The 23,780-nt window shown below is 66.8% G+C and carries 23 protein-coding genes; 12 read left to right on the forward strand and 11 right to left on the reverse strand.

The features are described 5' to 3' along the window. The first annotated feature begins 186 nt into the window (after positions 1-186). Entirely contained in the window at positions 187-723 is a 537-nt protein-coding gene (locus ACLJK8_RS10925) for a hypothetical protein (protein WP_413150295.1), read from the forward strand. Positions 724-950: 227 nt separating this feature from the next. Here the strand turns inward: ACLJK8_RS10925 and atpC are convergent, their stop codons facing one another. The 6 genes from atpC to ACLJK8_RS10955 all read right to left on the reverse strand — a co-directional run bounded on the left by atpC (position 951) and on the right by ACLJK8_RS10955 (position 6,790). Further along, the gene (gene atpC / locus ACLJK8_RS10930) at positions 951-1,352 is read right to left on the reverse strand and encodes an ATP synthase F1 subunit epsilon (protein WP_413150296.1); all 402 of its coding nucleotides are present in this window, start codon (positions 1,350-1,352) and stop codon (positions 951-953) included. Positions 1,353-1,368: 16 nt separating this feature from the next. After that, positions 1,369-2,793 (reverse strand): F0F1 ATP synthase subunit beta, encoded by a 1,425-nt coding sequence (gene atpD / locus ACLJK8_RS10935; RefSeq protein WP_413150297.1) that lies wholly within the window; start codon positions 2,791-2,793, stop codon positions 1,369-1,371. A gap of 27 nt (positions 2,794-2,820) precedes the next feature. Next, entirely contained in the window at positions 2,821-3,720 is a 900-nt protein-coding gene (locus tag ACLJK8_RS10940; RefSeq protein ID WP_413150298.1) for a F0F1 ATP synthase subunit gamma, read from the reverse strand. Positions 3,721-3,748: 28 nt separating this feature from the next. Continuing rightward, positions 3,749-5,287, reverse strand: coding sequence for a F0F1 ATP synthase subunit alpha (gene atpA, locus ACLJK8_RS10945; RefSeq protein ID WP_413150299.1), 1,539 nt, complete (start codon positions 5,285-5,287; stop codon positions 3,749-3,751). Further along, positions 5,287-5,847, reverse strand: a complete 561-nt coding sequence (locus ACLJK8_RS10950; protein ID WP_413150300.1) for a F0F1 ATP synthase subunit delta — start codon at positions 5,845-5,847, stop codon at positions 5,287-5,289. Before ACLJK8_RS10950 ends, atpA begins: the two co-directional genes overlap by 1 nt. A 67-nt stretch (positions 5,848-5,914) precedes the next feature. Beyond that, positions 5,915-6,790: a methyltransferase domain-containing protein gene (locus ACLJK8_RS10955; RefSeq protein WP_413150301.1), complete on the reverse strand. Its 876-nt coding sequence runs from the start codon at positions 6,788-6,790 to the stop codon at positions 5,915-5,917. 54 nt (positions 6,791-6,844) lie between these two features. Here ACLJK8_RS10955 and gloB point away from each other — a divergent pair, with 54 nt between their 5' ends. Both gloB and clpA read left to right on the forward strand, forming a co-directional pair. After that, positions 6,845-7,612: a hydroxyacylglutathione hydrolase gene (gene gloB, locus ACLJK8_RS10960; protein ID WP_413150302.1), complete on the forward strand. Its 768-nt coding sequence runs from the start codon at positions 6,845-6,847 to the stop codon at positions 7,610-7,612. A gap of 192 nt (positions 7,613-7,804) precedes the next feature. Further along, positions 7,805-10,126 carry an ATP-dependent Clp protease ATP-binding subunit ClpA gene (gene clpA / locus ACLJK8_RS10965; RefSeq protein WP_413150303.1) on the forward strand — a complete coding sequence of 774 codons (2,322 nt, stop codon included), beginning with the start codon at positions 7,805-7,807 and terminating at the stop codon, positions 10,124-10,126. Positions 10,127-10,208: 82 nt separating this feature from the next. Here the strand turns inward: clpA and ACLJK8_RS10970 are convergent, their stop codons facing one another. Beyond that, entirely contained in the window at positions 10,209-11,429 is a 1,221-nt protein-coding gene (locus ACLJK8_RS10970; protein WP_413150304.1) for a urate hydroxylase PuuD, read from the reverse strand. 131 nt (positions 11,430-11,560) lie between these two features. Here ACLJK8_RS10970 and ACLJK8_RS10975 point away from each other — a divergent pair, with 131 nt between their 5' ends. Next, complete coding sequence (locus ACLJK8_RS10975) at positions 11,561-12,514, forward strand: LysR substrate-binding domain-containing protein (RefSeq protein ID WP_413150305.1); 954 nt, start codon at positions 11,561-11,563, stop codon at positions 12,512-12,514. Here the strand turns inward: ACLJK8_RS10975 and uraH are convergent. After that, positions 12,499-12,864 carry a hydroxyisourate hydrolase gene (gene uraH, locus ACLJK8_RS10980; RefSeq protein ID WP_413150306.1) on the reverse strand — a complete coding sequence of 122 codons (366 nt, stop codon included), beginning with the start codon at positions 12,862-12,864 and terminating at the stop codon, positions 12,499-12,501. The two genes, ACLJK8_RS10975 and uraH, sit on opposite strands and share 16 nt — an antisense overlap. Before the next feature lie 180 nt (positions 12,865-13,044). On the opposite strand from uraH, the gene puuE reads away from it, so the two are divergent. Genes puuE through ACLJK8_RS10995 form a run of 3 tightly spaced genes read left to right on the forward strand, consistent with a single transcriptional unit; the run spans position 13,045 to position 15,814 of the window. Further along, the gene (gene puuE, locus ACLJK8_RS10985; RefSeq protein ID WP_413150307.1) at positions 13,045-14,463 is read left to right on the forward strand and encodes an allantoinase PuuE; all 1,419 of its coding nucleotides are present in this window, start codon (positions 13,045-13,047) and stop codon (positions 14,461-14,463) included. Further along, positions 14,460-15,323 (forward strand): bifunctional allantoicase/(S)-ureidoglycine aminohydrolase, encoded by an 864-nt coding sequence (locus tag ACLJK8_RS10990; protein WP_413150308.1) that lies wholly within the window; start codon positions 14,460-14,462, stop codon positions 15,321-15,323. Before puuE ends, ACLJK8_RS10990 begins: the two co-directional genes overlap by 4 nt. Beyond that, positions 15,320-15,814, forward strand: a complete 495-nt coding sequence (locus tag ACLJK8_RS10995) for an ureidoglycolate lyase (RefSeq protein ID WP_413150309.1) — start codon at positions 15,320-15,322, stop codon at positions 15,812-15,814. The genes ACLJK8_RS10990 and ACLJK8_RS10995 overlap by 4 nt, the downstream gene beginning before the upstream one ends. A gap of 367 nt (positions 15,815-16,181) precedes the next feature. Here the strand turns inward: ACLJK8_RS10995 and ACLJK8_RS11000 are convergent, their stop codons facing one another. Then, positions 16,182-17,591, reverse strand: coding sequence for a helix-turn-helix domain-containing protein (locus ACLJK8_RS11000; RefSeq protein ID WP_413150310.1), 1,410 nt, complete (start codon positions 17,589-17,591; stop codon positions 16,182-16,184). Between the two features lie 166 nt (positions 17,592-17,757). Between ACLJK8_RS11000 and ACLJK8_RS11005 the strand changes: the two genes are divergently transcribed. The 4 genes from ACLJK8_RS11005 to ACLJK8_RS11020 all read left to right on the forward strand — a co-directional run bounded on the left by ACLJK8_RS11005 (position 17,758) and on the right by ACLJK8_RS11020 (position 22,416). Beyond that, positions 17,758-18,957, forward strand: coding sequence for an aminotransferase class V-fold PLP-dependent enzyme (locus ACLJK8_RS11005; protein WP_413150311.1), 1,200 nt, complete (start codon positions 17,758-17,760; stop codon positions 18,955-18,957). 50 nt (positions 18,958-19,007) lie between these two features. Further along, on the forward strand, positions 19,008-20,180 hold the full coding sequence (locus tag ACLJK8_RS11010) for a malate--CoA ligase subunit beta (protein WP_413150312.1): 1,173 nt from the start codon (positions 19,008-19,010) through the stop codon (positions 20,178-20,180). A gap of 14 nt (positions 20,181-20,194) precedes the next feature. Then, the gene (gene sucD / locus ACLJK8_RS11015; protein WP_413150313.1) at positions 20,195-21,091 is read left to right on the forward strand and encodes a succinate--CoA ligase subunit alpha; all 897 of its coding nucleotides are present in this window, start codon (positions 20,195-20,197) and stop codon (positions 21,089-21,091) included. 383 nt (positions 21,092-21,474) lie between these two features. Beyond that, on the forward strand, positions 21,475-22,416 hold the full coding sequence (locus ACLJK8_RS11020; protein ID WP_413150314.1) for a sugar ABC transporter substrate-binding protein: 942 nt from the start codon (positions 21,475-21,477) through the stop codon (positions 22,414-22,416). Positions 22,417-22,455: 39 nt separating this feature from the next. Here the strand turns inward: ACLJK8_RS11020 and ACLJK8_RS11025 are convergent, their stop codons facing one another. Further along, complete coding sequence (locus ACLJK8_RS11025) at positions 22,456-23,061, reverse strand: glutathione S-transferase (protein WP_413150326.1); 606 nt, start codon at positions 23,059-23,061, stop codon at positions 22,456-22,458. 42 nt (positions 23,062-23,103) lie between these two features. Then, positions 23,104-23,403 carry a hypothetical protein gene (locus ACLJK8_RS11030; RefSeq protein ID WP_413150315.1) on the reverse strand — a complete coding sequence of 100 codons (300 nt, stop codon included), beginning with the start codon at positions 23,401-23,403 and terminating at the stop codon, positions 23,104-23,106. Positions 23,404-23,633: 230 nt separating this feature from the next. On the opposite strand from ACLJK8_RS11030, the gene ACLJK8_RS11035 reads away from it, so the two are divergent. After that, entirely contained in the window at positions 23,634-23,777 is a 144-nt protein-coding gene (locus ACLJK8_RS11035) for an entericidin A/B family lipoprotein (RefSeq protein WP_413150316.1), read from the forward strand. The last annotated feature ends 3 nt before the right edge of the window (positions 23,778-23,780 follow it).

Consider the following 23,780-nt stretch of genomic DNA (forward strand, 5'->3'; position numbering starts at 1 on the left):
AGACGCCGGAAATTGCCGTACCCTGCGAATGGGTTGGGGAGAGGCGTCCACTCGGCGCCGTCAGTGTGTTTGAGGTTTCAATCTTTGAACAGGAATGTTGCGAGGACGCCCTCGACGACCGAAGCGCGGGGCCGACGAACGGAGGCCGATCGGCGGGTAGAGCGCGCGGATGGTGTCCGCGTCGTCATGTCGGACACTCTCTTTGTGCCGCATTGGGAGGTTCCGGAGCCGCGCGGAGACCTGCGGGCACCGCTCTTCCGCGAGAACGGGACCGCGATCGAGGACCAGTCCGCGCCCGCGCCGGGCGGCGGGGCCCCGCACGCGGCCGACGACGCGCGGCTCCCACCCGACACCACTCGTTCCGACGCCGGGGATGGACGGCCCGCGGGCGATCCCGCCCCGAATGCCCCGAGAGACGCCGGCGCCGCGCTGATCGCACCAGCTGGACCGCGCGCGGACCCGGAGGACTCTGGCCCGGATCGGGAGCCGGACAGGACGCCGGGAGGCACGTCGGAGAACGATGCGCCGCTGGTGAGCGGCCCCCGGGTCGTCAAGGGCGAGCCACCCGAAAGCACCGGCACCCGGTCCGTGGTGATCGCCTGCGCGATCGGCTTCGTCATCGCCGCGGCGATCGTCTGGGCGGCGCTGCTGCTCCGCCCGGCAAACGCCGGGCCCGCGCCCCATGGGCCGGAAGCGGCGGCGGGCATGGCATCGGCGGCGTAAATCGATGACCACCCTCCGTGGGGGACGATGGAGGGGCTAAGCCGCGCACCATGTGACCGGGTCGCCTGTCCTGCGCGCTGGACGCCCCAGCAGTGGCTGCGCGGTGCCTAAACACATCGGCGTGGTTGAAAAGCCAATCAGATCAGCGTGACGGAAAAAACGAAAGGCCCCGCCATCCCGGCGGAGCCTTGCTGTTCCCGAGGCCCGGAGCAGGATCGGAGCCCGGATCAGAGATTGAGCGTCGCCTTCAGCTGCGCGACATCGCGCAGGCGGAGGTCCGCCGCGCTCTTCTCCACGTCGCCGGTCGTTTCCTGAAGCGCCGCCTCGGCGTCCTTCTGAAGATCGGCGATCATCTCGGCGGATGCCTCATCGCGCGGCATTGCCTGCTCCGCGAGAATGGAGGCCGAGTCCGGCGAGATCTCCGCGAAGCCGCCGGTGACGACGTATTCGCTGACCTTGCCCTCGGCGGTGACCTTGACCACGCCGGGACGCAGCGTGGTCAGGAAGGGCGCATGATTGGGCATGGCGGTGAAATCACCGTCCGCGCCCGGAATCTGCACCATGCTGGCCTCGACCGAGACGACCTTGCGCTCGGGGCTGACCAGATCGAATTGCATCGTGGTGGCCACGTGGGCGTCCCTTTCCTCAGGCGGCGGCCGAGGCCATCTTCTCGGCCTTGGCGATCACCTCGTCGATACCGCCGACCATGTAGAAGGCGGCTTCCGGCAGGTGGTCGAACTCACCTTCCACGACGCGCTTGAAGCTGTCGATCGTGACATCGAGCGGGACCTGCACGCCGGGCGAACCGGTGAAGACCTGCGCCACGTCGAACGGCTGGCTGAGGAAGCGCTGGATCTTCCGGGCGCGGGCCACGGTCAGCTTGTCCTCTTCCGAAAGCTCGTCCATGCCGAGGATGGCGATGATGTCCTGGAGCGACTTGTAGCGCTGCAGAATCCCCTGCACGTCACGCGCGACCTGATAGTGCTCGTCGCCGATCACCATCGGGTCGAGCAGGCGCGAGGTCGAGTCGAGCGGGTCCACGGCGGGGTAGATGCCGAGTTCCGAGATCGCGCGCGAAAGCACGGTCGTCGCATCAAGGTGGGCGAAGGAGGTCGCCGGCGCCGGGTCAGTCAGGTCGTCGGCGGGCACGTAGATCGCCTGCACCGAGGTGATCGAGCCGTGCCGCGTCGAGGTGATCCGCTCCTGCAGCGCGCCCATGTCGGTGGCGAGCGTCGGCTGGTAGCCCACGGCGGAGGGGATGCGGCCGAGAAGCGCCGACACCTCGGAACCCGCCTGGGTGAAGCGGAAGATGTTGTCGACGAAGAAGAGCACGTCGGTCCCCGACTGGTCGCGGAACTTCTCGGCCAGCGTGAGGCCGGAGAGGGCGACGCGGGCACGGGCGCCCGGCGGCTCGTTCATCTGACCGTAGACCAGCGCCACCTTCGACTTCGTCAGATCATTCGCGTCGATGACGCCCGATTCGATGAACTCGTGGTAGAGGTCGTTGCCCTCGCGGGTGCGCTCACCGACGCCGGCGAAGACGGAATAGCCCGAGTGCACCTTGGCGATGTTGTTGATGAGCTCCTGGATGAGCACGGTCTTGCCCACGCCCGCGCCGCCGAAGAGGCCGATCTTGCCGCCCTTGGCATAGGGGGCGAGCAGGTCGATCACCTTGATGCCGGTGACAAGGATCTCGGATTCCGTCGCCTGATCGGCGAAATCCGGGGCGATGCCGTGGATGGGACGGTACTCGTCCGACTCGACCGGGCCCTTCTCGTCCACCGGCTCGCCGACGACGTTGAGGATGCGGCCGAGCGTGCCGTCGCCGACCGGAACCTGGATCTCCTTGCCCGTGTCGACCACCTCACCGCCGCGGACGAGACCCTCGGTCGAGTCCATCGCGATGGTGCGCACGGTCGATTCGCCGAGATGCTGTGCGACCTCGAGCACGAGACGGTTGCCCTGGTTGTCAGTCTCCAGCGCGTTCAGGATCTCGGGCAGGTGGCCGTCGAACTCAACGTCGACCACGGCGCCGATGACCTGAGTGATCTTGCCGACTGGTTGTGTCATTGCGCGGTTCCCCGTCTTTCTCGTTCCCTAGAGCGCCTCGGCGCCCGAAATGATCTCGATGAGCTCGCTCGTGATCGCCGCCTGGCGCGAACGGTTGTACTGGATCGTCAGCTTGTCGATCATCTCGCCCGCGTTGCGCGTCGCATTGTCCATCGCGCTCATCCGGGCGCCCTGTTCGGAAGCGCCGTTCTCGAGCAGGGCGGTGAACATCTGCGTCGCGACCCCGCGCGGCAGGAGATCGGCGAGGATCGCTTCCTCGTCGGGCTCGTATTCGTACTGCGCGCCCGTCGACTTGCCCTTGCCGTCCTTGCCCTCCGCCTCGTCCTTCGCCTCGAAGACCGCGGGGATCAGCTGCCGCGCCGTCGGCACCTGGCTGATCACGGAGACGAAGCGATTGAAGAAGATCGTGCAGACGTCGAACTCGCCCTCGTTGTACCGGTGAAGCAGCTCGCCGGCGATCTTGTGGGCGTCCACATAGCCGATCTTCTTGACATCGGAGAGATCGACATGCCCGACGAGGTGGTCGCCGAGATCGCGCTTGAGCTGCTCGCGGCCCTTCTTGCCGACGGTCAGGATCTTGACCGTCTTGCCCTCGCCGCGCAGTCTCTCGACCCGCTGGCGGGCCAGCCGGACGATCGTGCTGTTGAAGCCGCCGCAGAGGCCGCGTTCCGAGGTTGCGACGACCAGCAGGTGGACGTCCTCCTTGCCCGTGCCGCCGAGAAGCTTCGGCGCATTGGCGCTGGAGCCGACACCGCTCGCGAGATTGCCCAGCACCCCCTCCATGCGCTCGGCATAGGGGCGGGCCGCCTCGGCGGCGTCCTGGGCGCGGCGGAGCTTCGCCGCCGCGACCATCTGCATGGCTTTCGTGATCTTGCGCGTCGACTTGACGCTCTCGATCCGGATTTTTAGGTCCTTAAGGCTCGGCATGGGCCGCGCTCCCCCTCTCGATCACGGATCAGGCGAAGGTCTTCGCGTAGGCGTCCAGCGATGCCTTGATCTTGTCCTCGATCTCTCCCGCGATCTTCTGATCGTTGTCGCGGATGTCGGCGAGCAGGTCGGCGTCGGTGCCGCGCAGGTGGCTCAGAAGCCCCTTTTCAAACCGGCCGACATCCCTCACCGGCAGCTTGTCGAGATAGCCGTGGGTGCCGGCGTAAATCACCACCACCTGCTCGGCATTGGTGAGCGGCGAGTACTGCGGCTGCTTCAGCAGTTCGGTCAGGCGCGCACCGCGGTTCAGCAGTCGCTGCGTCGCCGCGTCGAGGTCGGAGCCGAACTGGGCGAAGGCGGCCATCTCGCGGTACTGCGCGAGTTCGAGCTTGATCGAGCCCGCGACCGACTTCATCGCCTTGGTCTGCGCCGAGGAGCCGACGCGCGACACCGAGAGACCGACGTTCACCGCGGGCCGGATGCCCTGGTAGAAAAGCTCGGCTTCGAGGAAGATCTGGCCGTCGGTAATCGAGATGACGTTGGTCGGGATATAGGCCGAAACGTCGCCCGCCTGGGTCTCGATGATCGGCAGCGCGGTCAGCGAGCCGGAACCGTAGTCGGCGTTCAGCTTCGCCGCGCGCTCGAGCAGACGCGAGTGCAGGTAGAAGACGTCGCCCGGATAGGCTTCACGGCCCGGCGGACGGCGGAGCAGCAGCGACATCTGGCGGTAGGCGACGGCCTGCTTGGAGAGGTCATCGTAGACGATGAGCGCATGCATCCCGTTGTCGCGGAAGTACTCGGCCATCGAGCAGGCGGCGTAGGGCGCCAGATACTGCATCGGCGCGGGCTCGGACGCGGTCGCGGCGACGATGATCGAGTATTCGATCGCACCGGTTTCCTCGAGCTTCTTCACCAGCTGCGCGACGGTCGAGCGTTTCTGGCCGACCGCGACGTAGACGCAGTAGAGCTTCTTGCTCTCGTCGTCTCCGGCGACCTCGTTGTAGAACTTCTGATTGAGGATGGCGTCGAGCGCCACGGCGGTCTTGCCGGTCTGGCGGTCACCGATGATGAGCTCGCGCTGGCCGCGGCCGATCGGGATCAGCGCGTCGATCGCCTTGAGGCCGGTCGCCATCGGCTCGTGCACCGACTGGCGGGGGATGATGCCCGGCGCCTTGACGTCGGCGATCCGGCGCTCGGTGTATTCGACCGGGCCCTTGCCGTCGATCGGGTTGCCGAGCGCGTCGACCACGCGGCCGAGCAGGCCCTTGCCGACCGGCACGTCCACGATCGACTTGGTACGCTTCACCACGTCGCCTTCGCCGATCTCGCGGTCGGAGCCGAAGATCACGATACCGACGTTGTCGGCTTCGAGGTTCAGCGCCATGCCCCGGATGCCGCCCGGGAATTCGACCATCTCGCCGGCCTGCACGTTGTCGAGCCCGTGCACGCGGGCGATCCCGTCACCGACGGAAAGGACGCGACCCACCTCCGCGACTTCGGCCTCCTGGCCGAAATTCTTGATCTGCTCTTTGAGAATCGCAGAGATTTCAGCGGCTTGGATCGCCATTATCCGACCTCTTTCATGACATTGCGGAGATGAGCCAGCTTCGAGCGGACCGAGGTGTCGATCATGCGCGAGCCGACCTTCACCACCAGCCCGCCGATGAGGCTCTCATCGACTGTTACATTGAGCTTGACGTCCTTGCCAACGCTCGCCTTCAACGTCTCGCTGAGTGCCTCGGTCTGCCCCTTGGTCAGAGGCTTCGCGGCCGTCACCTCGGCGGTCACCTCACCGCGCTCGTTCGCGACGAGCGCGCGGACCTGCGCGATCAGATCGGGCAGCACGAAAAGCCGGCGGTTCTGCGCCATCAGGCGCAGCGTGTTGGTCACCGCCTCGCCGAATTCCATCTTCGAGGCGAGCGCCGTGACGGCGGCCCCGAGGTCCTCACGGCTGAAGACCGGGGAGGCGATCGCATCGCGCAGATCGGCGCTCTCGCCGAGGGCAGTGTCCAGTGCGTCGAGGTCAGCTTCGACCTTGTCGAGAGAATTCGATTCCTTGGCGATTTCGAACAGCGCAGTCGCGTAGCGTCCCGCTACTCCCGAGGTCAGTGAAGCTGAGCTGGCCACAAACCACCCTTTCGTTCCCGTGTCCCGCCCCCCGCGAGCGGCCGGCGCGAGGCGCCGTGGGGGGTGTTTACCCTCCCTGACTAAACGGCCGCGGTGATAACAGAGCGGTGAGTTGGTGGCAAGTCGCAGATCCCCCCAGCGCACCGTTTCCTCGCATCCGCGGCACGCGTGCGCGGGCGGCCCGGCCACGGCTCGTCACCGGTTCGGGATTTGGTCGCGTCAGCCCGCCGAACACGTCGAGCGGCCCGCGCGCCGTGACCCGCGACCCTTCCTGCGGCGGGCGGCCGTAGACCTGCTTGGTCGCCTGGACAAGCAGCGCGCCCGCCATGAACTGGGCGTTGAACCGATGCCCGAGCTTTTCCCAGACATGCGCCGTCTGCAGCCAGAAACGCCGGTGCGACGGAGGGCTGTAAAGCGCGGTGGCGTGCCGTTCGGGCAGGAAGCGGTTACGCGCTAGCAGCGTCTCGAGCTGGCCGAAACTGTAGGGCCGCCCGAAGCCGAAGGGCGTGGCGTCCCGCCGGGCCCAGAGGCCGGAGCGGTTCGGCACGATGAAGACGACCTGGCCGCCCGGTGCGAGCACGCGCCAGATCTCGTCCAGAAGCGCGGTCGGATTATCGCAGGCTTCGAGCCCGTGCATCACGACGAGGCGGTCGACGCCGCCCGCCTCGACCGGCCAGTGGGTCTCCTCGACCAGCGCGCTGACGTTGGGACCGGCCGGTGGCCAGGGCATGACGCCCTGCGGCCCGGGCATGAGCGCGACGACCCGGCGGGCCTCGGCGAGAAAGGGCCTGAGGACCGGCGCCGCGAAGCCGAAGCCCACGACGGTCATGCCGTGGACGTCGGGCCAGAAACGGCGCAATGCCTCCTGCAGACCCCGCTGCGCCGAACGGCCGAGCTTGGTCCGGTAGTAGAAGGTCCGAAGGTCCACCACGTCCAGATGCATTGCCGCAGCCTAGCCGATCCGCCAGAGTGGCGCCAAGACAAGAAGGAGGCATCGATGCCGCTCGAGATCGTCACCGTTCCGTGTCGGACCGACAACTACGCCTATCTGCTGCGCGACACGGCGAGTGGCAAGGTCGCTCTCGTGGACGCGCCGGAGGCGGCGCCGATCCGCGCGGCGCTGGCGGAACGGGACTGGCCGCTCGACCTGATCCTGATCACGCATCATCACGACGACCATATCGCCGGCGTGGACGAGCTGCGCCGCGCCTTCCGTCCCGAAGTCGTGGGCGCCGCGGCGGACCGGCGCCGACTGCCCCCCCTCGACCGGGAAGTGGCCGAGGGCGACACGATCGCGGTCGGCGACTCGGTCGGCACGGTCATGGAGGTGCCGGGACATACGGTCGGCCATATCGCCTTCCACTTTCCCGACGGCCCCGCGCTCTTCTCCGCCGACAGCCTCATGGTGATGGGATGCGGCCGGCTCTTCGAGGGCTCGGCCGAGCAGATGTGGGACAGTCTGACGCGGATGGCCGCCCTGCCGGGTGAGACTTTGGTCTATTCCGGGCATGAGTACGCGGCGGGCAACGCCGCCTTCGCAAGCGCACTCGACCCGGCGCACGCTCCGACCCGGGAGCGCGCGGAGGCGATCACGGCTGCCCGGGGCCGCGGAGAGCCGACCGTACCGGCCCCGCTCGGCACGGAACGGCTCACCAATCCGTTTTTGCGAGCCACCGACCCGGACTTGAAGGCGGCGCTTGGGATGCCTAGTTCATCGGATGCACAAGTTTTCGCCGCGATGCGGCGTCGCAAGGACTCATTCTGAGCAGGCGCAGCATTTTTTCGCCATCGCCATCCGGCCGATTGCATTCTTTTTGCGCTTTTCCCGTCAGAGGTTCATACTCGACCCTTGAAGCGCGTGGACTAGAACCGAAGTTTAACAGGTAACGGGTAGGAAATCCTCTACCCTGCCCGAGCGGGCCGCGAGGCCGGCGGGAACATACGGAAGGACGCGGATATGCCCTCTTTCTCGAGCACTCTGGAAGCCGCCATCCATAATGCCCTTGGGCATGCCAACCAGCGCAAGCACGAACTCGCCACGCTCGAGCATCTGCTGCTCGCACTTCTCGACGAGCCCGACGCCTCGCGCGTCATGAAGGCCTGCGGCGTCGATATCGAGAAACTGCGGAAAACGATTGTCGCCTTCCTAGACGAGGAGCTGGAGGCGCTCATCTCCGATATCGAAGGCTCCGAGGCCGCGCCGACCACCGGGTTCCAGCGCGTGATCCAGCGCGCCGCGATCCACGTCCAGAGCTCCGGGCGCTCGGAAGTGACGGGTGCCAACGTGCTCGTCGCGATCTTCGCCGAGCGGGAGAGCCACGCGGCCTATTTCCTGCAGGAACAGGACATGACCCGTTACGACGCGGTCAACTACATCAGCCACGGCGTCGCCAAGGATCCGTCCTATGTCGAGTCGCGGCCGGTCAAGGGCGCCGAAGCCGCGCCCGAACCCAAGGCTCAGGTACAGAGTGGTAAGGAGGCCGAGGAGACCGCGTTGCAGAAGTATTGTGTCGATCTCAACGAGAAGGCCAAGAAGGGTGACGTCGATCCGCTGATCGGCCGTGACCTCGAGGTGGAACGCTGCATCCAGGTGCTGTGCCGCCGCCGCAAGAACAATCCGCTGCTCGTGGGCGACCCGGGCGTCGGCAAGACCGCGATCGCGGAGGGCCTCGCGCGCAAGATCGTCGACGGCGAGACGCCGGCGGTCCTCGCGGAGACGACGATCTACTCGCTGGACATGGGCGCGCTGCTCGCCGGCACGCGCTATCGCGGCGACTTCGAGGAGCGGCTGAAGGCCGTGATGAAGGAGCTCGAGAACCACCCGAACGCGATCCTCTTCATCGACGAGATCCACACCGTGATCGGCGCGGGCGCGACCTCGGGCGGCGCGATGGACGCCTCCAACCTGCTGAAGCCCGCGCTGCAGTCGGGCACGCTGCGCTGCATGGGCTCCACCACCTACAAGGAGTACCGCCAGCACTTCGAGAAGGACCGCGCGCTTGCTCGCCGGTTCCAGAAGATCGACGTGAACGAGCCTTCGGTCGAGGATGCGTTCAAGATCCTGAAGGGGCTGAAGCCGTATTTCGAGGATCACCACGAGATCCGCTACACGCTCGACGCCATCAAGTCGGCGGTGGACCTCTCGGCGCGCTACATCCATGACCGGAAGCTGCCGGACAAGGCGATCGACGTGATCGACGAGGCGGGCGCGGCCCAGCACCTCCTGCCCGAGAGCCGGCGGCGCAAGACCATCACCTCGAAGGAGATCGAGGCGGTGGTGGCGAAGATCGCCCGCATCCCGCCGAAGAACGTCTCCAAGGACGACGCTGAGGTGCTGAAGGATCTCGAAGCCAGCCTGAAGCGGCTCGTCTTCGGTCAGGACAAGGCCATCGACGCGCTCGCCTCGGCGATCAAGCTCAGCCGCGCGGGCCTGCGCGAGCCGGAGAAGCCGATCGGCAACTACCTCTTCACCGGCCCGACCGGCGTCGGCAAGACGGAGGTCGCCAAGCGGCTCGCCCAGATGCTCGGCGTCGAACTGCTGCGCTTCGACATGTCGGAATACATGGAGAAGCACACCGTCAGCCGCCTGATCGGCGCGCCTCCGGGCTATGTCGGCTTCGACCAGGGCGGGCTCCTGACCGATGGCGTGGACCAGCATCCGCACTGCGTGCTGCTGCTCGACGAGATGGAGAAGGCGCATCCGGATGTCTACAACATCCTGCTGCAGGTGATGGACAACGGGAAGCTGACCGACCACAACGGCCGGACGGTGGATTTCCGCAACGTCGTCCTGATCATGACCTCGAACGCGGGCGCGACGGAACAGGCGAAGAACGCGCTGGGCTTCGGCCGCGAGCGGCGCGAGGGCGAGGACACGGTCGCCGTCGAGCGGACCTTCAGCCCCGAGTTCCGCAACCGTCTCGACGCGGTCATCAGCTTCGGCGCGCTGCCGAAGGAGGTGATCCTGCAGGTGGTCGAGAAGTTCGTTCTCCAGCTCGAGGCGCAGCTCATGGACCGCAACGTCCAGATCGAGCTCACGCCGGAAGCCGCGGAATGGCTCGCCGACAAGGGCTACGACGACAAGATGGGCGCGCGGCCGCTCGGCCGGGTGATCCAGGAGAACATCAAGAAGCCGCTGGCCGAGGAACTGCTCTTCGGCAAGCTCGCCAAGGGTGGTCTCGTGGAAGTCGTGGTTCGCGACGGCAAGCTGGAGCTCGAGATCCACTCCGGCGCGCCCCGCATCGGCACCAAGAAGCCGCCGCTCCTGACCGCCGAATAAGCGGGTACCAGAATCAGAAAAGGCCGGTCCCGCGAGGGGCCGGCCTTTTCATTGGCGGCGACCTTTCTAGAAGCGTGCCGGATCAGCCGGCGGTCGCGTCCCGGTACCAGTCGATGATCAGCTTGCGCTCCTCGGGCTGGATCTCCGTGATGTTCGCGGGCGGCATCGCGTGGCTCACGCCCGCCTGCAGGTAGATCTCGCGCGCGTGCTGGGCGACCCGCTGGGGGGTGTCGAGCATCACGCTCTTGGGCGCGATATGGATACCCTCCCAGCCCGGCTCCGGCGCGTGGCACATGGAGCAGCGCGTCAGCACCGTGTCGGCCACCTGATCGAAGTTCTCGGCGGAGGCGAACTTCTCGTCGAGCGGCGACATCGCAAGCTCGGGGCGCTCGCTCCGGGGGCTCGACGAGAGCCACATGATGATGACGAAGATCACGGCGGTGGCGAGCCAGGTCCAGGTCGGATTGCCCTTATGCGCGTGCGTCGTGTTGAAGTAGTGGCGGATCAGCACGCCCATCAGGAAGACGAGGCAGGCGATGATCCAGTTGTACTCCGTCGCGAAGGCCAGCGGATAGTGGTTTGACAGCATCAGGAACAGGACCGGAAGCGTCAGGTAGTTGTTGTGCGTCGAACGCAGCTTCGCGATCTTGCCGTATTTCGCATCCGGCTCCCGCCCTGCCTTGAGATCGGCGACGACGATGCGCTGGTTCGGCATGATGACGAAGAACACGTTCGCCGTCATGATCGTCGCGGTGAAGGCACCGAGATGCAGGAGCGCCGCGCGGCCGGTGAAGAGGTTGGTGTACATCCAGGCCATGACCACGAGCACGCCGAAGAGCAGGATCATCAGCGTGGTCGGGCTTTCCGCCAGACGGGACTTGCAGAGATTGTCGTAGATCAGCCAGCCGACGCTGAGCGAGGCCATCGAGATCAGGATGGCGGCCGGCGCCGAGACGTCGAGCACCGCGCGGTCGACCAGATAGAGGTTGGCGCCGGCGTAATAGACGATGCAGAGCATCGCGAAACCCGAGAGCCAGGTGACGTAGCTCTCCCACTTGAACCAGATCAGCTGATCCGGCAGCCGCTCGGGTGCCACGAGATATTTCTGGATGTGGTAGAATCCGCCGCCGTGGACCTGCCATTCCTCTCCATGCGCGCCCGCCGGGAGATCCGGGGTCTTGCGCAGGCCGAGATCAAGCGCCACGAAGTAGAACGACGATCCGATCCAGGCGATACCGGTGATGACATGAAGCCAGCGTACCGCGAACGCCAGCCAGTCCCATATGATGGCGAAATCGTACATGAAAACCCTCCTGCTTGCCCGGTCAGCTTGCCACATCGGGCTCGGGCAACAAGGGTCATAAAATCGGGGGCAGTTTCCGGTTTATCCTGAAGATCACGCCTCGAGTCTCATTCCGGGAGGCCGCGCCAGAGATGGCCTATGTCAACAATCTCAAGACTTTCGTGCGCGTCTACGAACTTGGCAGCATGTCGGCGGCCGCGCGTGACCAGCGGGTATCGGCGGCGGTGGCGAGCGCGCGGATCGGGGAGCTGGAGAAGCATCTGGGCGTGCGGCTCTTCTCGCGCACGACGCGGAGCCTGCAGCCGACCGAGCAGGGGAGCGTCTTCTACAAGGGCGCGCGGCGGATTCTCGAAACGATCGAGGAAGCCGAGAGCGCCATCGCCGATGCGACGCGGAGCCCGCGAGGCTCGCTCCATGTCGCCGCACCCCTCGGCATTGGCAAGCGGCTGATCGCACCGCTGATCCCCGAGTTCCGGGCCAGGTTTCCGAACGTGGACATCCGGCTCCGGCTCTCCGATCGGCGGCTGGACCTGACAGCCGAGGGGCTCGACCTCGCCTTCTTCCTCGGCACGCCCGAGGAATCGAGCCTCAGGATTCGGCCGATCGCCGAATGCGCGCGGCTCCTCTGCGCGGCGCCCGACTATGTGACGCGGAGGGGAATGCCGGCGGACGGTCATGATCTCGTGGAGGGTGAGCACGAATGCCTGCTGCTGCGCTTTCCCGGCGCGCAGGAATTCGTCTGGACGCTGTCGACGCCAGATGGCCCGCGCCGGTTCGATGTCGGCGGGGCTTACGAATCGGATGATGGCGATGTGCTGACGGGCTGGGCTCTCGCCGGCCACGGCATCATCCTGAAGCCGTATTTCGAGGTGGCGGAGCATCTGGAAAGCGGGCGGCTCGTCCCGGTCGCGACCGGGACGCCACCCTTCGATGCGACCCTGGGGCTCCTTTATCCGCACAAGCGGCTGCAGGACCCGAAGGCGCGCGTCTTCATCGACTTCATGGTCGCCGCCTGCCGCAAGATCCTCGCGGAGGTGAACGAACCGCCCGCCCCCGCGGCGGCGGAGGCTCAGCTGCCCCGGTAGGTCGAATAGCTGTAGGGCGAGAGCAGGAGCGGCACGTGGTAATGCGCCGCCGGATCGGCGACGCCGAAGCGGATCGGGATCAGGTCGAGAAATTTCGGCGCCTCGGTCGCGAGCCCGGCGGCGTCGAGATAGGCGCCGGCGTGGAAGACGAGTTCGTAGGTGCCGACCGCCGACTCGCCCTTCGGAATGACCGGGCCATCGGTTCGGCCATCGTCGTTCGTCACCACGGTCCGCACCAGCGCGCGGCTGTCGCCGTCGAGGCGGTAAAGCTCGATCGTCATTCCCTCCGCCGGGCAGCCGCGGGCCGCGTCGAGGACATGGGTCGTCACATAGCCTTCGGCTTCCGCCATCTCGCTCTCCCTCTCGGTTTCGCCTGTCGGTTCCACCTGTCGTTTCGCTGGCCACCCTGCCCCGGCGAAAGCGCCGAGACCAGACCCGGTCGCCTGAAATAGCTTCAAGAACTTTTTGAAAGGCACGGCCGGTCCGGTCCATTACAAAGGCGGGGAATGGAAAATCACGGGAGCCGCCGCATGAATCGATATCCAAGGAACATGCAGGGCTATGGCGCGCATCCACCCAAGGCCGCGTGGCCGGGCGGTGCGAATGTCGCGGTCCAGTTCGTGCTGAACTACGAGGAAGGCGGCGAGAACTGCCTGCTCCATGGCGACGCCGCCTCGGAAGCCTTCCTGAGCGATATCGCCGGCGCCGAGCCCTGGCCGGGGCAGCGGCACTGGAACATGGAATCGATGTACGAATACGGCGCCCGGGCCGGGTTCTGGCGGCTGCGCGAGATGTTCGTCTCCCGCGGCGTGCCGCTCACGATCTATGGCGTGGCCGAGGCGCTCGCCCGCTCGCCGGCGCAGGTCGCGGCGATGAAGGACGCGGGCTGGGAAATCGCCTCCCACGGTCTGAAATGGATCAACTACCGCCATCACACGCCCGAACAGGAGCGCGCCGACATCGTCGAGGCGATCCGGCTGCATACCGAGGTCGTGGGCGAGCCGCCGCGCGGCTGGTACACTGGCCGAAGCTCGCTCCAGACTGTGGATCTGGTGAGCGAGACCGGGCTTTTCGACTACATCTCCGACACCTATGACGACGACCTGCCGCACTGGCGCGAACATGCCGGGCGGCGGCAGCTCATCATTCCCTATTCGCTCGAAACCAACGACATGCGGTTCTCGGCGGGGACCTTCACCACCTCGGACGACTTCTTCACCTATCTCAGGGACACGTTCGACGTGCTCTACGCCGAGGGCGAGGCGGGCAGTCCGAAGATGTTCTCGGTCGGCCTGCATTGCCGTCTGATCGGCCGGCCGGGCCGCGCGGCCGGGCTCGCGAAGTTCATCGACTATGTGCTGAGCCACGAGAAGGTCTGGATTCCACGCCGGGTCGAGATCGCCGAACATTGGGCGCAGGTGCACCCCGCGCCCGCCATCGCCAACGACGCGCCGAGCCGGCTGGATCAGGACGCCTTCGTCGAGCGTTTCGGCGGGGTCTTCGAGCATTCGCCCTGGATCGCGGAACGCGCCTGGCAATACGAACTCGGCCCCGCCCATGATACCGCGCTCGGCGTGCACAACGCGCTCGCCCGTGCCTTCCGTTCCGCCTCCGAGCAGGAGCGCATGAGCGTCCTGACCGCGCACCCCGACCTCGCGGGCAAGCTCGCGCAGGCCAAGCGCCTGACGGCGGAATCGACGGCCGAACAGGCCGGGGCCGGGCTCGATTCGCTGACCGACGCCGAGCGCGACACGTTCACCGAGTTGAACCGGAGCTACATGGACACCTTCGGCTTCCCGTTCATCATCGCCGTGCGGGGCCTGGGCAAATCGGACATTCTCGCGGAGTTCAAGCGGCGGATCGAAAACGATCAGCCGAGCGAATTCGCCACCGCCTGCGCGCAGGTGGAGCGGATCGCGCTCCTGCGCCTCAAGGACATGCTGCCATGAAAGACGACACCCCGACGAGAACCCACCCGTCCTATTGGGCACCCCACGGCGGGCTGCCGGGCCAGGACCAGCTTCTGACCGGGCGCGCGGTCTTCACCGAGGCCTATGCCTTCATCCCGCGCGGGGTGATGTCCGATATCGTGACGAGCGCGCTGCCGTTCTGGGAAAAGACCCGCGCCTGGATCATCGCCCGGCCGATGTCGGGCTTCTCCGAGACCTTCTCCCAATACATCATGGAAGTTCAGCCCGGCGGCGGCAGCGACCGCCCCGAGCCCGATCCCGAGGCCGAGGGCTGTCTCTTCGTCGTGGAGGGAACGCTCGACCTCACCATCGCCGGCAAGGCGCATCGGCTGGAGCCGGGCGGCTTCGCCTTCATCCCCGCGGGCACGCAATGGACGGCGCGCAACTCGGGCGACGCGGCGGCCCGCTTCCACTGGATTCGCAAGGCCTATGAGCCGGTCGAGGGTCTCGGCCTGCCCGACCCGATCGTCGGCAACGAGCGCGACATCGAGGGCATGGCGATGCCCGATACCGACGGGCGCTGGTCGACCACCCGCTTCTTCGACCACGACGACCTGCGCCTCGACATGCATGTGACGATCGTGAGTCTGATGCCGGGAGCGGTGATCCCCTTCCTCGAGACCCATGTCATGGAGCACGGGCTCTACGTGCTCGAGGGCAAGGGCGTCTACAAGCTGAACCGCGACTGGGTCGAGGTCGAGGCGGGCGATTTCATGTGGCTCCGGGCCTTCTGCCCGCAGGCCTGTTACGCCGGAGGACCGGGCCGCTTCCGCTACCTGCTCTACAAGGATGTGAACCGCCATCCGTCGCTGCGCCCGCGGGGGGTGCCGACGCGATGAGCCGGGAGATCATCGCCGAACCGCTCACCGCCGAGGCCTTCGCGCCCTTCGGCGACGTGATCGAGGCGCGCGGCGCCCCGAGCTTCCAGATCAACGGCGGCATGTGCGACCGCTTCCACGACCTCGCCCGGATGGAATTCACCGGGCCAGAGGCGCGGGTCAATATCAGCGTCGGCTTCGGCCGTCCCTATGCGCTGCCGCTGACGCTCACGCTGCTGGAGCGGCACCCGCTCGGCAGCCAGGCCTTCGTGCCGATGAGCGAGGAGCCGTTTCTCGTGGTCGTCGCGGAGGACGAGAACGGCGCACCGGGCAGGCCCCGCGCCTTCCTGACCGCGCCGGGGCAAGGGGTGAACTATCTGCGCGGCGTCTGGCACGGCGTGCTAACGCCGCTCGGCCGGGCCTCGAACTTCGTGATCGTGGACCGGACCGGAGAGGGCAACAATCTCGAGGAACACAGTTTCGCGGAACCCTGGACCGTCACCGCGGCCTGAGACCCGGATGGTGAACGCGGCCTGAAACAGGGGTATCCTGTTTCAGGCCGTCTTGTTGAATCTGGCGTTCACGCCGGCACAACTCGCTCGGAACAACAGCACCGTTTACTCGACCAGCCGCCGGAGGCGGCTCTTTACTCAGCGCCCGGAATCACACTCCCCGGATGCACCCTACCTAGTGTGGTTTGGTGTCAGCGCCGTGACATCGGCACGCTCGCACTGCGACAGGTCCGTGTCCAGAGCATTTGCCCCGCCAATGGGCAATTTCGTTGTGCAATGCGGAATCTTGCCTATCATCAGGGCGGATTTTCGCCGTTTCTGACCGCTCCGGAGCAGCTCTCGCGCCTGAGCCGGCTCAATTCTCCGCTCAGCTGTCGAATCGGGTCGCGCCTCGCCGCATCGCATCGACGGGCTGACTCAGAATCACCGCCTGATAGGCCCTCTGGTCACAGTTCTGTCGCGGACACACCCGACAGTTGAGCCCGATCGGCGTCATCCGGGTCTGTCCATCGACGTTGAAATCCTCCGCGTAGCAGATCTCCGGCGCATGCTCGACCGTGCAGCCGAGCGTGACGGCGAGCCGGTTGTCCTGGTTGTGCCATTCGAAGGACGGACGATCGACCGTGCGGCTGAAGGTGAAATACTGCGTCAGGTCGGGCATCTCGACGAACTGCGGGATGATCCTGCCCGGCACCCGGAAGGCCGTGTGAATATCGAGCCGCGGGCAGGCGCCGCCGAACTCCGCGAGGTGGAAATCCGTCGCGTTGAACCGCTTCGAGACGTTCCCGGCCTTGTCGATCCTGAGGAAGAAGAACGGCACCCCCTGGGCGCCCTCCCGGTTCAGCGTGGTCGCGCGGTGGCAGGCCTGTTCGAAGCTCACGCCGAAGCGGGTCGCGAGATGGTCCATGTCGTATTTCGACGCCTTCGCCTCGGCGAGAAACGCATCGTAGGGCATGAGCATCGCCGCGGCGAAATAATTGCAGAGCTCGACCCGGCAGCGGCCGAGCTCGCGCTCCCCCTTCATCTCGGACCGGCTCAGGATCTGGTCCAGCACCGGGCCAAGGGCCAGCAGCCCGTACATGTGCGCAAGCTGGAACACCCGGTTCGGATGATCGAGCGCCATGGAAAGCTGGATCTCGCCAACCCGCTCGTCATACTGGCGCAGCGTATGCGGCAGATCCTCGACCGCGACCATGCGGACCGAGATGCCGAGCGACTTCCGAAGCCGGAACTTCAGGTAGGAATAGATCTCGTCCGCCTCCGGCTCCATCTTCTCCCAGAAGGCATCCGCCGCCTCCTCCAGTTCGCGGAAGTGGTTGCGGTTCCGGCGGAAGAAATTGTGGACCGCGGTCTCGGGCGGGGCGGTCACGACCACGCCGCCGCCTTCCCCGCCGTCGCCGAGACTGAGCAACTGGTCCGTCGCCGTGCGGTAGATGCTGTGCAGCTTCAGAAACGCCGTGGCGAGCGTCGGACAATGGACGAGCGCGGCGCGAAGCTGCGGCAGGTCGGGGCGGCATTTCTCGAAGATCGGGTCCTGCAACATGGTCCTGAGGTCCGCGAGCACGGTCGCGGTATCATCCTCGGCGATGTCGCGCCAATCGACGCCGTAGGCTTCGAACAGCCGCAGCAGGACCTGGACCGAGACCGATCTCTGGTTGTTTTCCAGCAGGTTAACATAGGCCGCGCTGATCCCGAGATTGCGCGCCATCTGGCCCTGTGTTTCTCCCCGGTCGGTCCGGAGCCGCCGCAGGCGTGGTCCCACGAAGGTCTTGCGCATCGCATCCCGCTCCGCAAAATTGTGAGTTTACAATATAACAAAACTGTGGAGTTGTGAACTCTCGCATTTACAGCATGACCCGGAATTCCTTCGTTCTGGCGCCGTTTGGGCGCAGGAATGGCCCCAGACAGTCCACGAGAGCGGGACGACAGGAGGAAATCAGGACATGAAGACCGGCATCACCCATCTCGCGATTCCCGGCCCGACCAACGTTCCCGAAGCAGTCCGGCAGGCGATGAACGTGCCGATGCAGGACATGCGCGCACCCGATTTCGGAGATCTGACCGTGGGTCTCTTCTCCGACCTGCGCCGTGTCTTCAAGACGACCAATGGTACAATAATGATCTATCCGGGCTCCGGGACCGCGGCCTGGGAAGCCGCGATCATGAACACGCTCAACGCCGGCGACCGGGTGCTCATGTCGCGTCAGGGCCAGTTCTCGACGCTCTGGGCGCGGATGGCGGAGCAGCTCGGGCTCGATGTCGAACTGGTGGACGTGCCCTGGGGCGCCGGGACGCCGGTGAGCGAATTCGCCCGCCGCCTCGGCAACGATGTCGAGGGCAAGATCAAGGCGGTCTTCGTCACGCATAACGAGACCGCCACCGGTGTCACCTCGGATGTCGGCGCCGTCCGCGCGGTGATGGACGATGTCTATCACGAGGCGCTGCTCTTCGTGGATGGCGTGTCCTCGGTCGGGTCGATTGACTTCCGGATGGACGAATGGCGTGTCGATCTCGCCGTGACCGGCAGCCAGAAGGGGCTGATGCTGCCCGCGGGGCTGGGGATTCTCGCGGTCTCGAACCGGGCGATGGCGGCCTCGCGCCATGCCACGCTGCCCAGGGCCTACTTCCGTTTCGAGGACATGACCTCGTTCAACCGCGACGGCTATTTCCCCTACACGCCGCCGACGCAGCTCTTTCACGGGCTCCGCAAGGCGCTCGACCGGCTGTTCGAGGAAGGACTCGACAATGTCTTCGCCCGCCACCGCCGTCTCGCCGAGGGCGTGCGCCGCGCGACCGAGGCCTGGGGCTACGATCTCGTCGCCGAGCATTGCCGGATCTACTCCGACACGGTGACCGCGATCCGCGTGCCCCCGGAAGTGGACGCCCGCGACGTGATCCGGGGCGCCTATGTGAACTACAACACCTCGCTCGGCTCCGGCCTCGGCCCGCTCGCCGGCAAGGCCTTCCGCATCGGCCATATCGGCGATCTGAACGAGGTCATGTGCCTCGCCGCGATCGCATCCTCGGAAATGGCGCTGGTGGACGCGGGCGCGACGATCGAGCTCGGCTCCGGCGTCGCCGCGGCGCAGGCCTGGTACCGCGACAGCCGCGTGCGCCAGCCGATGGCGATCGCCGCCGAATAGGCCCCCGGAGCGGAAAGCACTGGCGGAAAAGAACACGAAGGGAGGATTCGATGGACATCCACGAGTATCAGGCGAAGGAGATCCTCGCGCGCTTCGGAGTGCCCGTACCGCGCGGCGGCCTCGCCTACAGCCCGGAACAGGCGGGCTACCGCGCCCGCGAAATCGGCGGCTCGGGCTGGGTCGTGAAAGCCCAGATCCATTCCGGCGGCCGCGGCGAAGCGGGCGGCGTCCGGGTCTGCAAGTCCGAGGAGGAAGTGCGCGACTTCGCGACGACCCTCTTCGGCCGCAATCTCGTCACCAAGCAGACCGGCGCGCAGGGCAAGCCGATCTACCGGCTCTGGATCGAGGAAGCGTCCAACATCGCCCGTGAGCTTTACCTCGGCTTCGTGCTCGACCGGAAATCCGAGCGGATCATGATCGTCGCCTCCGGCCATGGCGGCGTCGAGATCGAGGATCTCGCCGAGACCGATCCCGAGAGCCTGCGGCGGATGACCATCGACCCCGCGGTCGGCCTCGCCGACTATCAGGCGCGCGAGCTCGCCTTCGCGCTCGATCTCTCGGCGTCGCAGGTGGCGCAGATGAGCACGGTGCTCAAGGCCTGCTACCGCGCCTATCGCGACCTCGATGCGACGATGGTGGAGATCAACCCGCTCGTCGTGACCGGGACGGGCGATCTGGTAGCGCTCGACGCGAAGATGTCCTTCGATACCAACGCGCTCTTCCGCCGGCCCGAGGTTTCCGAACTGCGCGACCGCGGCCAGGAGGAGGCGCGGGAAAGCGCGGCGGGCGACCATGGCCTGTCCTATGTCGGGCTCGAAGGCAATATCGGTTGCATGATCAATGGCGCGGGCCTTGCCATGGCGACGATGGACATGATCGGCCTCGCCGGCGGCGCGCCGGCCAACTTCCTCGACATCGGCGGCGGCGCCAGCCCGGAACGCGTGGTCCGCGCCTTCCGCACCGTGCTCGACGACAAGAATGTCGAGGTGATGCTGGTCAACATCTTCGCCGGCATCAACCGCTGCGACTGGGTGGCCGAGGGCGTCGTGAAGGCCTTCCGGGAGGTCGATGTGAAGCTTCCCGTCGTCGTCCGGCTCGCCGGAACCAATGTCGAGGAGGGCCGGAAGATCATCGAGGACTCCGGCCTGCCGATCATGACGGCCGACAGCCTCGCGGACGCCGCGCGGAAAGCGGTCGCGTCGGTCGCGCGCAAGGCGGCCTGAGGAGGAGCGAGACCATGGCGATCCTGATCAACGAAACGACCCCCGTCATCGTCCAGGGCATGTCCGGGCGCATCGGCCAGTTCCACGCCGAGGACATGATCAAGCACGGCACCAATGTCGTCGGCGGCGTGACCCCGGGCAAGGGCGGCACCCGCGTGCTCGACCGGCCGATCTTCGATACCGTCCGCGAGGCGGTGCGCGAGACCGGCGCCGAGGCGAGCCTGCTCTTCGTCCCCCCGCCCTTCGCGGCGGATGCGATGATGGAAGCGGCCGACGCCGGCATAAAGACGGCGGTCTGCGTGACCGACGGCATTCCGGCGCAGGACATGATGCGCGTGAAGCGCTTCCTGCGCCGCTACCCCCGCGAGCGGAAGATGCGTCTCATCGGCCCGAACTGCGCCGGCATCATCAGCCCGGGCAAGGGCTTCATGGGCATCATGCCGCCCTCGATCTACAAGCCGGGCCGCGTCGGCATCATCGGCCGCTCGGGCACGCTCGGCTACGAGGCGGCGAGCCAGATGAAGGCGCTCGGCATCGGCGTCTCGACCAGCGTCGGCATCGGCGGCGATCCGATCAACGGCTCATCGTTCCGCGACATCCTCGAGCTTTTCGAGGCGGACCCGGAGACCGACGCGGTGATGATGATCGGCGAGATCGGCGGCCCGCAGGAGGCTGAGGCGGCCGCCTGGGCGTCGGAGAACATGACGAAGCCCGTCGTCGCCTATGTCGCCGGCCTCTCGGCGCCGAAGGGCCGCAAGATGGGCCATGCCGGCGCGATCATCTCCGCCTTCGGTGAATCCGCGCAGGAGAAGGTCGAGATCCTGAGCGCCGCCGGCATCACCGTCGCACCGAACCCGTCCTCGATGGGCGCGACCATGGCCAAGGTGCTCGGCATCCGCGAAGCCGCCTGATCGCGGATCTGATCGCGGTCTGGTCGGGTTCGATCGCGGGTTTGATCGCGATCCGGCCGCCGTCCTGAAATCCTTCCCACCAACTCAGGCCCGGGCAGTCCCCGGGCCTTTTTCCGTCCGCCCTTCGTTTCCGCCCCGCGGTGATCGCCGCGGGAAAGCTGTTGCTCCGCGGGGGGCCGCGGCCCTAAGTCTTGGCTCACAACATCGCGAATGCGTGGCCAGATCCGCCCGAGCGGCGGCGTCCAGCGGGAGAGGAGGAGAACCATCCCCATGAAGAAACTTGTCCTTGCGTCCATCATCGGCGCCTGCGCCGCCCTNCGCGAATGCGTGGCCAGATCCGCCCGAGCGGCGGCGTCCAGCGGGAGAGGAGGAGAACCATCCCCATGAAGAAACTTGTCCTTGCGTCCATCATCGGCGCCTGCGCCGCCCTGCCGGCTTCGGCGCAGACGATCGGCGTCGCGCTGCCGAACTTCGACAACATGTTCCAGACGCTGATCAAGAACGCGATGACCGACTACGCCGAGGGTATGGACGGCGTCACCCTGCAGATGGAAGACGCGCAGCTCGACATCGGCCGCCAGCTCAGCCAGGTGCAGAATTTCATCGCCTCGGGCGTCGACGGCATCATCGTCAGCGTGGTCGATTCCGACGCGACCGTCGCCATGACCAACGCGGCGAAGGACGCGGGCATCCCGCTCGTCTATGTCAACACTGGGCCGAGCGATCCGGACATGCTGCCCGAGGGCCAGGCCTTCGTCGCCTCGAACGAGCTCGAATCCGGCACGCTCGAAGCGCAGGAGATGTGCCGCCAGCTCAAGGAAGCCGGCAAGACCGAGGCGACCGGCGTGATCCTGATCGGCGACCTCTCGAACGAGGCGGCGCGGCTTCGGACCCAGGACGTGCATGACGTGCTCGCGACTCCGGAATGCGAATTCATCGAGATCGTCGACCAGCAGACCGGCGCCTGGCAGCGCCAGACGGCGGCGGATCTCGTGACGAACTGGCTGGCCGCCGGGACGCAGTTCGACGCGGTCTTCGCGAACAACGACGAGATGGCGATCGGCGCGATCCAGGCGCTGAAGAACGCCGGCATTCCCATGGAGGACGTGGTTGTCGGCGGCATCGACGCGACCGCCGACGGCCTCGCCGCGATGCAGATGGGCGACCTCGACGTCACCGTCTTCCAGGACGCCGCCGGCCAGGGCCGGGGCTCGATCGACGCGGTGCTGAAGCTGATCGCGGGCGAGAGCCTCGAACGGCAGATCTACATCCCGTTCGAACTCGTCACCCAGGAGAACATCGATCAGTACCTGAGCATCAACTGAGGCGCTCCGGTCACTCCCGACCCCGCCGTACGGTCCCGGTCAATCGGCCGGGACCGTTTCGCGCATCGACGGACGCTCGGCGAACCGCGCCTCCCAGGCCGCCAGATCCGCGCGGCCCTCGCGCCAGCCGAGATCGCCGAGCCGGAAGTCGAGATAGCCGAGCGCGCAGCCGACGGCGATCTGCCCGCAATCGAGCGGCCCGGCGAGATGCGCCATCCAGCGCCCCTCCAGCGCGTCGAGCGCACGGGTGATCTTGGCGCGCTGGCCGGCGATCCAGGGGGCCGACCGCGCCGCATCCAGCCGCAGCATCGTCTCGTAGCGCGTGAGGACAGCGGCCTCCATGATCCCGTCCGCCGTCGCCTCCAGCGTGAGCGTGTCCCAGAGCCGCGCCGGCGGATAGAGCGCGCTCTTCGCCAGTTCGTCGAGATAGCGGCAGATCACCCGGCTGTCGTAGATCGCCGGCCCGTCCGCGCGCTCCAGCGCCGGGATCTTGCCGAGCGGATTGCGCGCGACCGGCATGGTGCCCGGATCGATCGGATTGCCACCCGCCGGAACAAGTTCGACCTGACCGAGCAGCCCGGTCTCGCGCAGCACCACCAGAACCTTGCGCACGAAGGGCGAGGTCGCCGAGGAATAGAGGCGCAGCCCCGCCGCCTCCGATCCGGGCGTCGTCATCCGACCCGGCCCTCAGTCGACGCGGCGGAGCCGGAACCGGCCCAGCAGCGCGCCGTCGAACTCCACCCCCGGCCCTCCGGGGCGCAGCCGCAGCACGCGGCGGAACTTGCCATGGCCATGGACGGAATTCTCGCCCTCGGCGCGGTGGCCGCGGGCGCCGACCCCGTCGGGCAGGTCATCGAGAACGGTCTCGTGCGCGGGGTCCTTCGGCTGCGACGGGCGCGCACGCGCGGCCGCCATGGTCAGGGCGGCCACGGCGCCGTAGCGCAGGACCATCCAGGCGATGGGTGAGATGGCGATGGGTGCGGGCATCGGACAGCTGTTCCTCGGAGCGCGGGATCGACTGATCCGAATATAGGCACGTTCCACCCCGGCGCAAAGTGCCTTGGGATCGCGGGCCAAATCCGGGCCGATCCCCGATCCGTCCCGGGGCCCGCCCGTAGCAGACTCCGAGCCGGCCCGCGCCCGCCCGGCCCGTTGCGCGGGGCCCCGGAAATGCTAGTCTCCGCGCACTCTCGTCTCGATCCCGAAAGGACACCCGCATGACTGCGAAGACTCTTGCTCTCCTCCTCGCCGCCGTGGCCGCGCTCAGCGCCTGCAACACCATCGCCGGCGCCGGGAAGGATGTCTCGGCCGCCGGCGACGCGGTGACCGACACCGCGGGGGATGTCCAGCAGGACATGTGACAG

Source organism: Amaricoccus sp. W119 (assembly GCF_047275745.1).
Lineage (GTDB): Bacteria > Pseudomonadota > Alphaproteobacteria > Rhodobacterales > Rhodobacteraceae > Amaricoccus.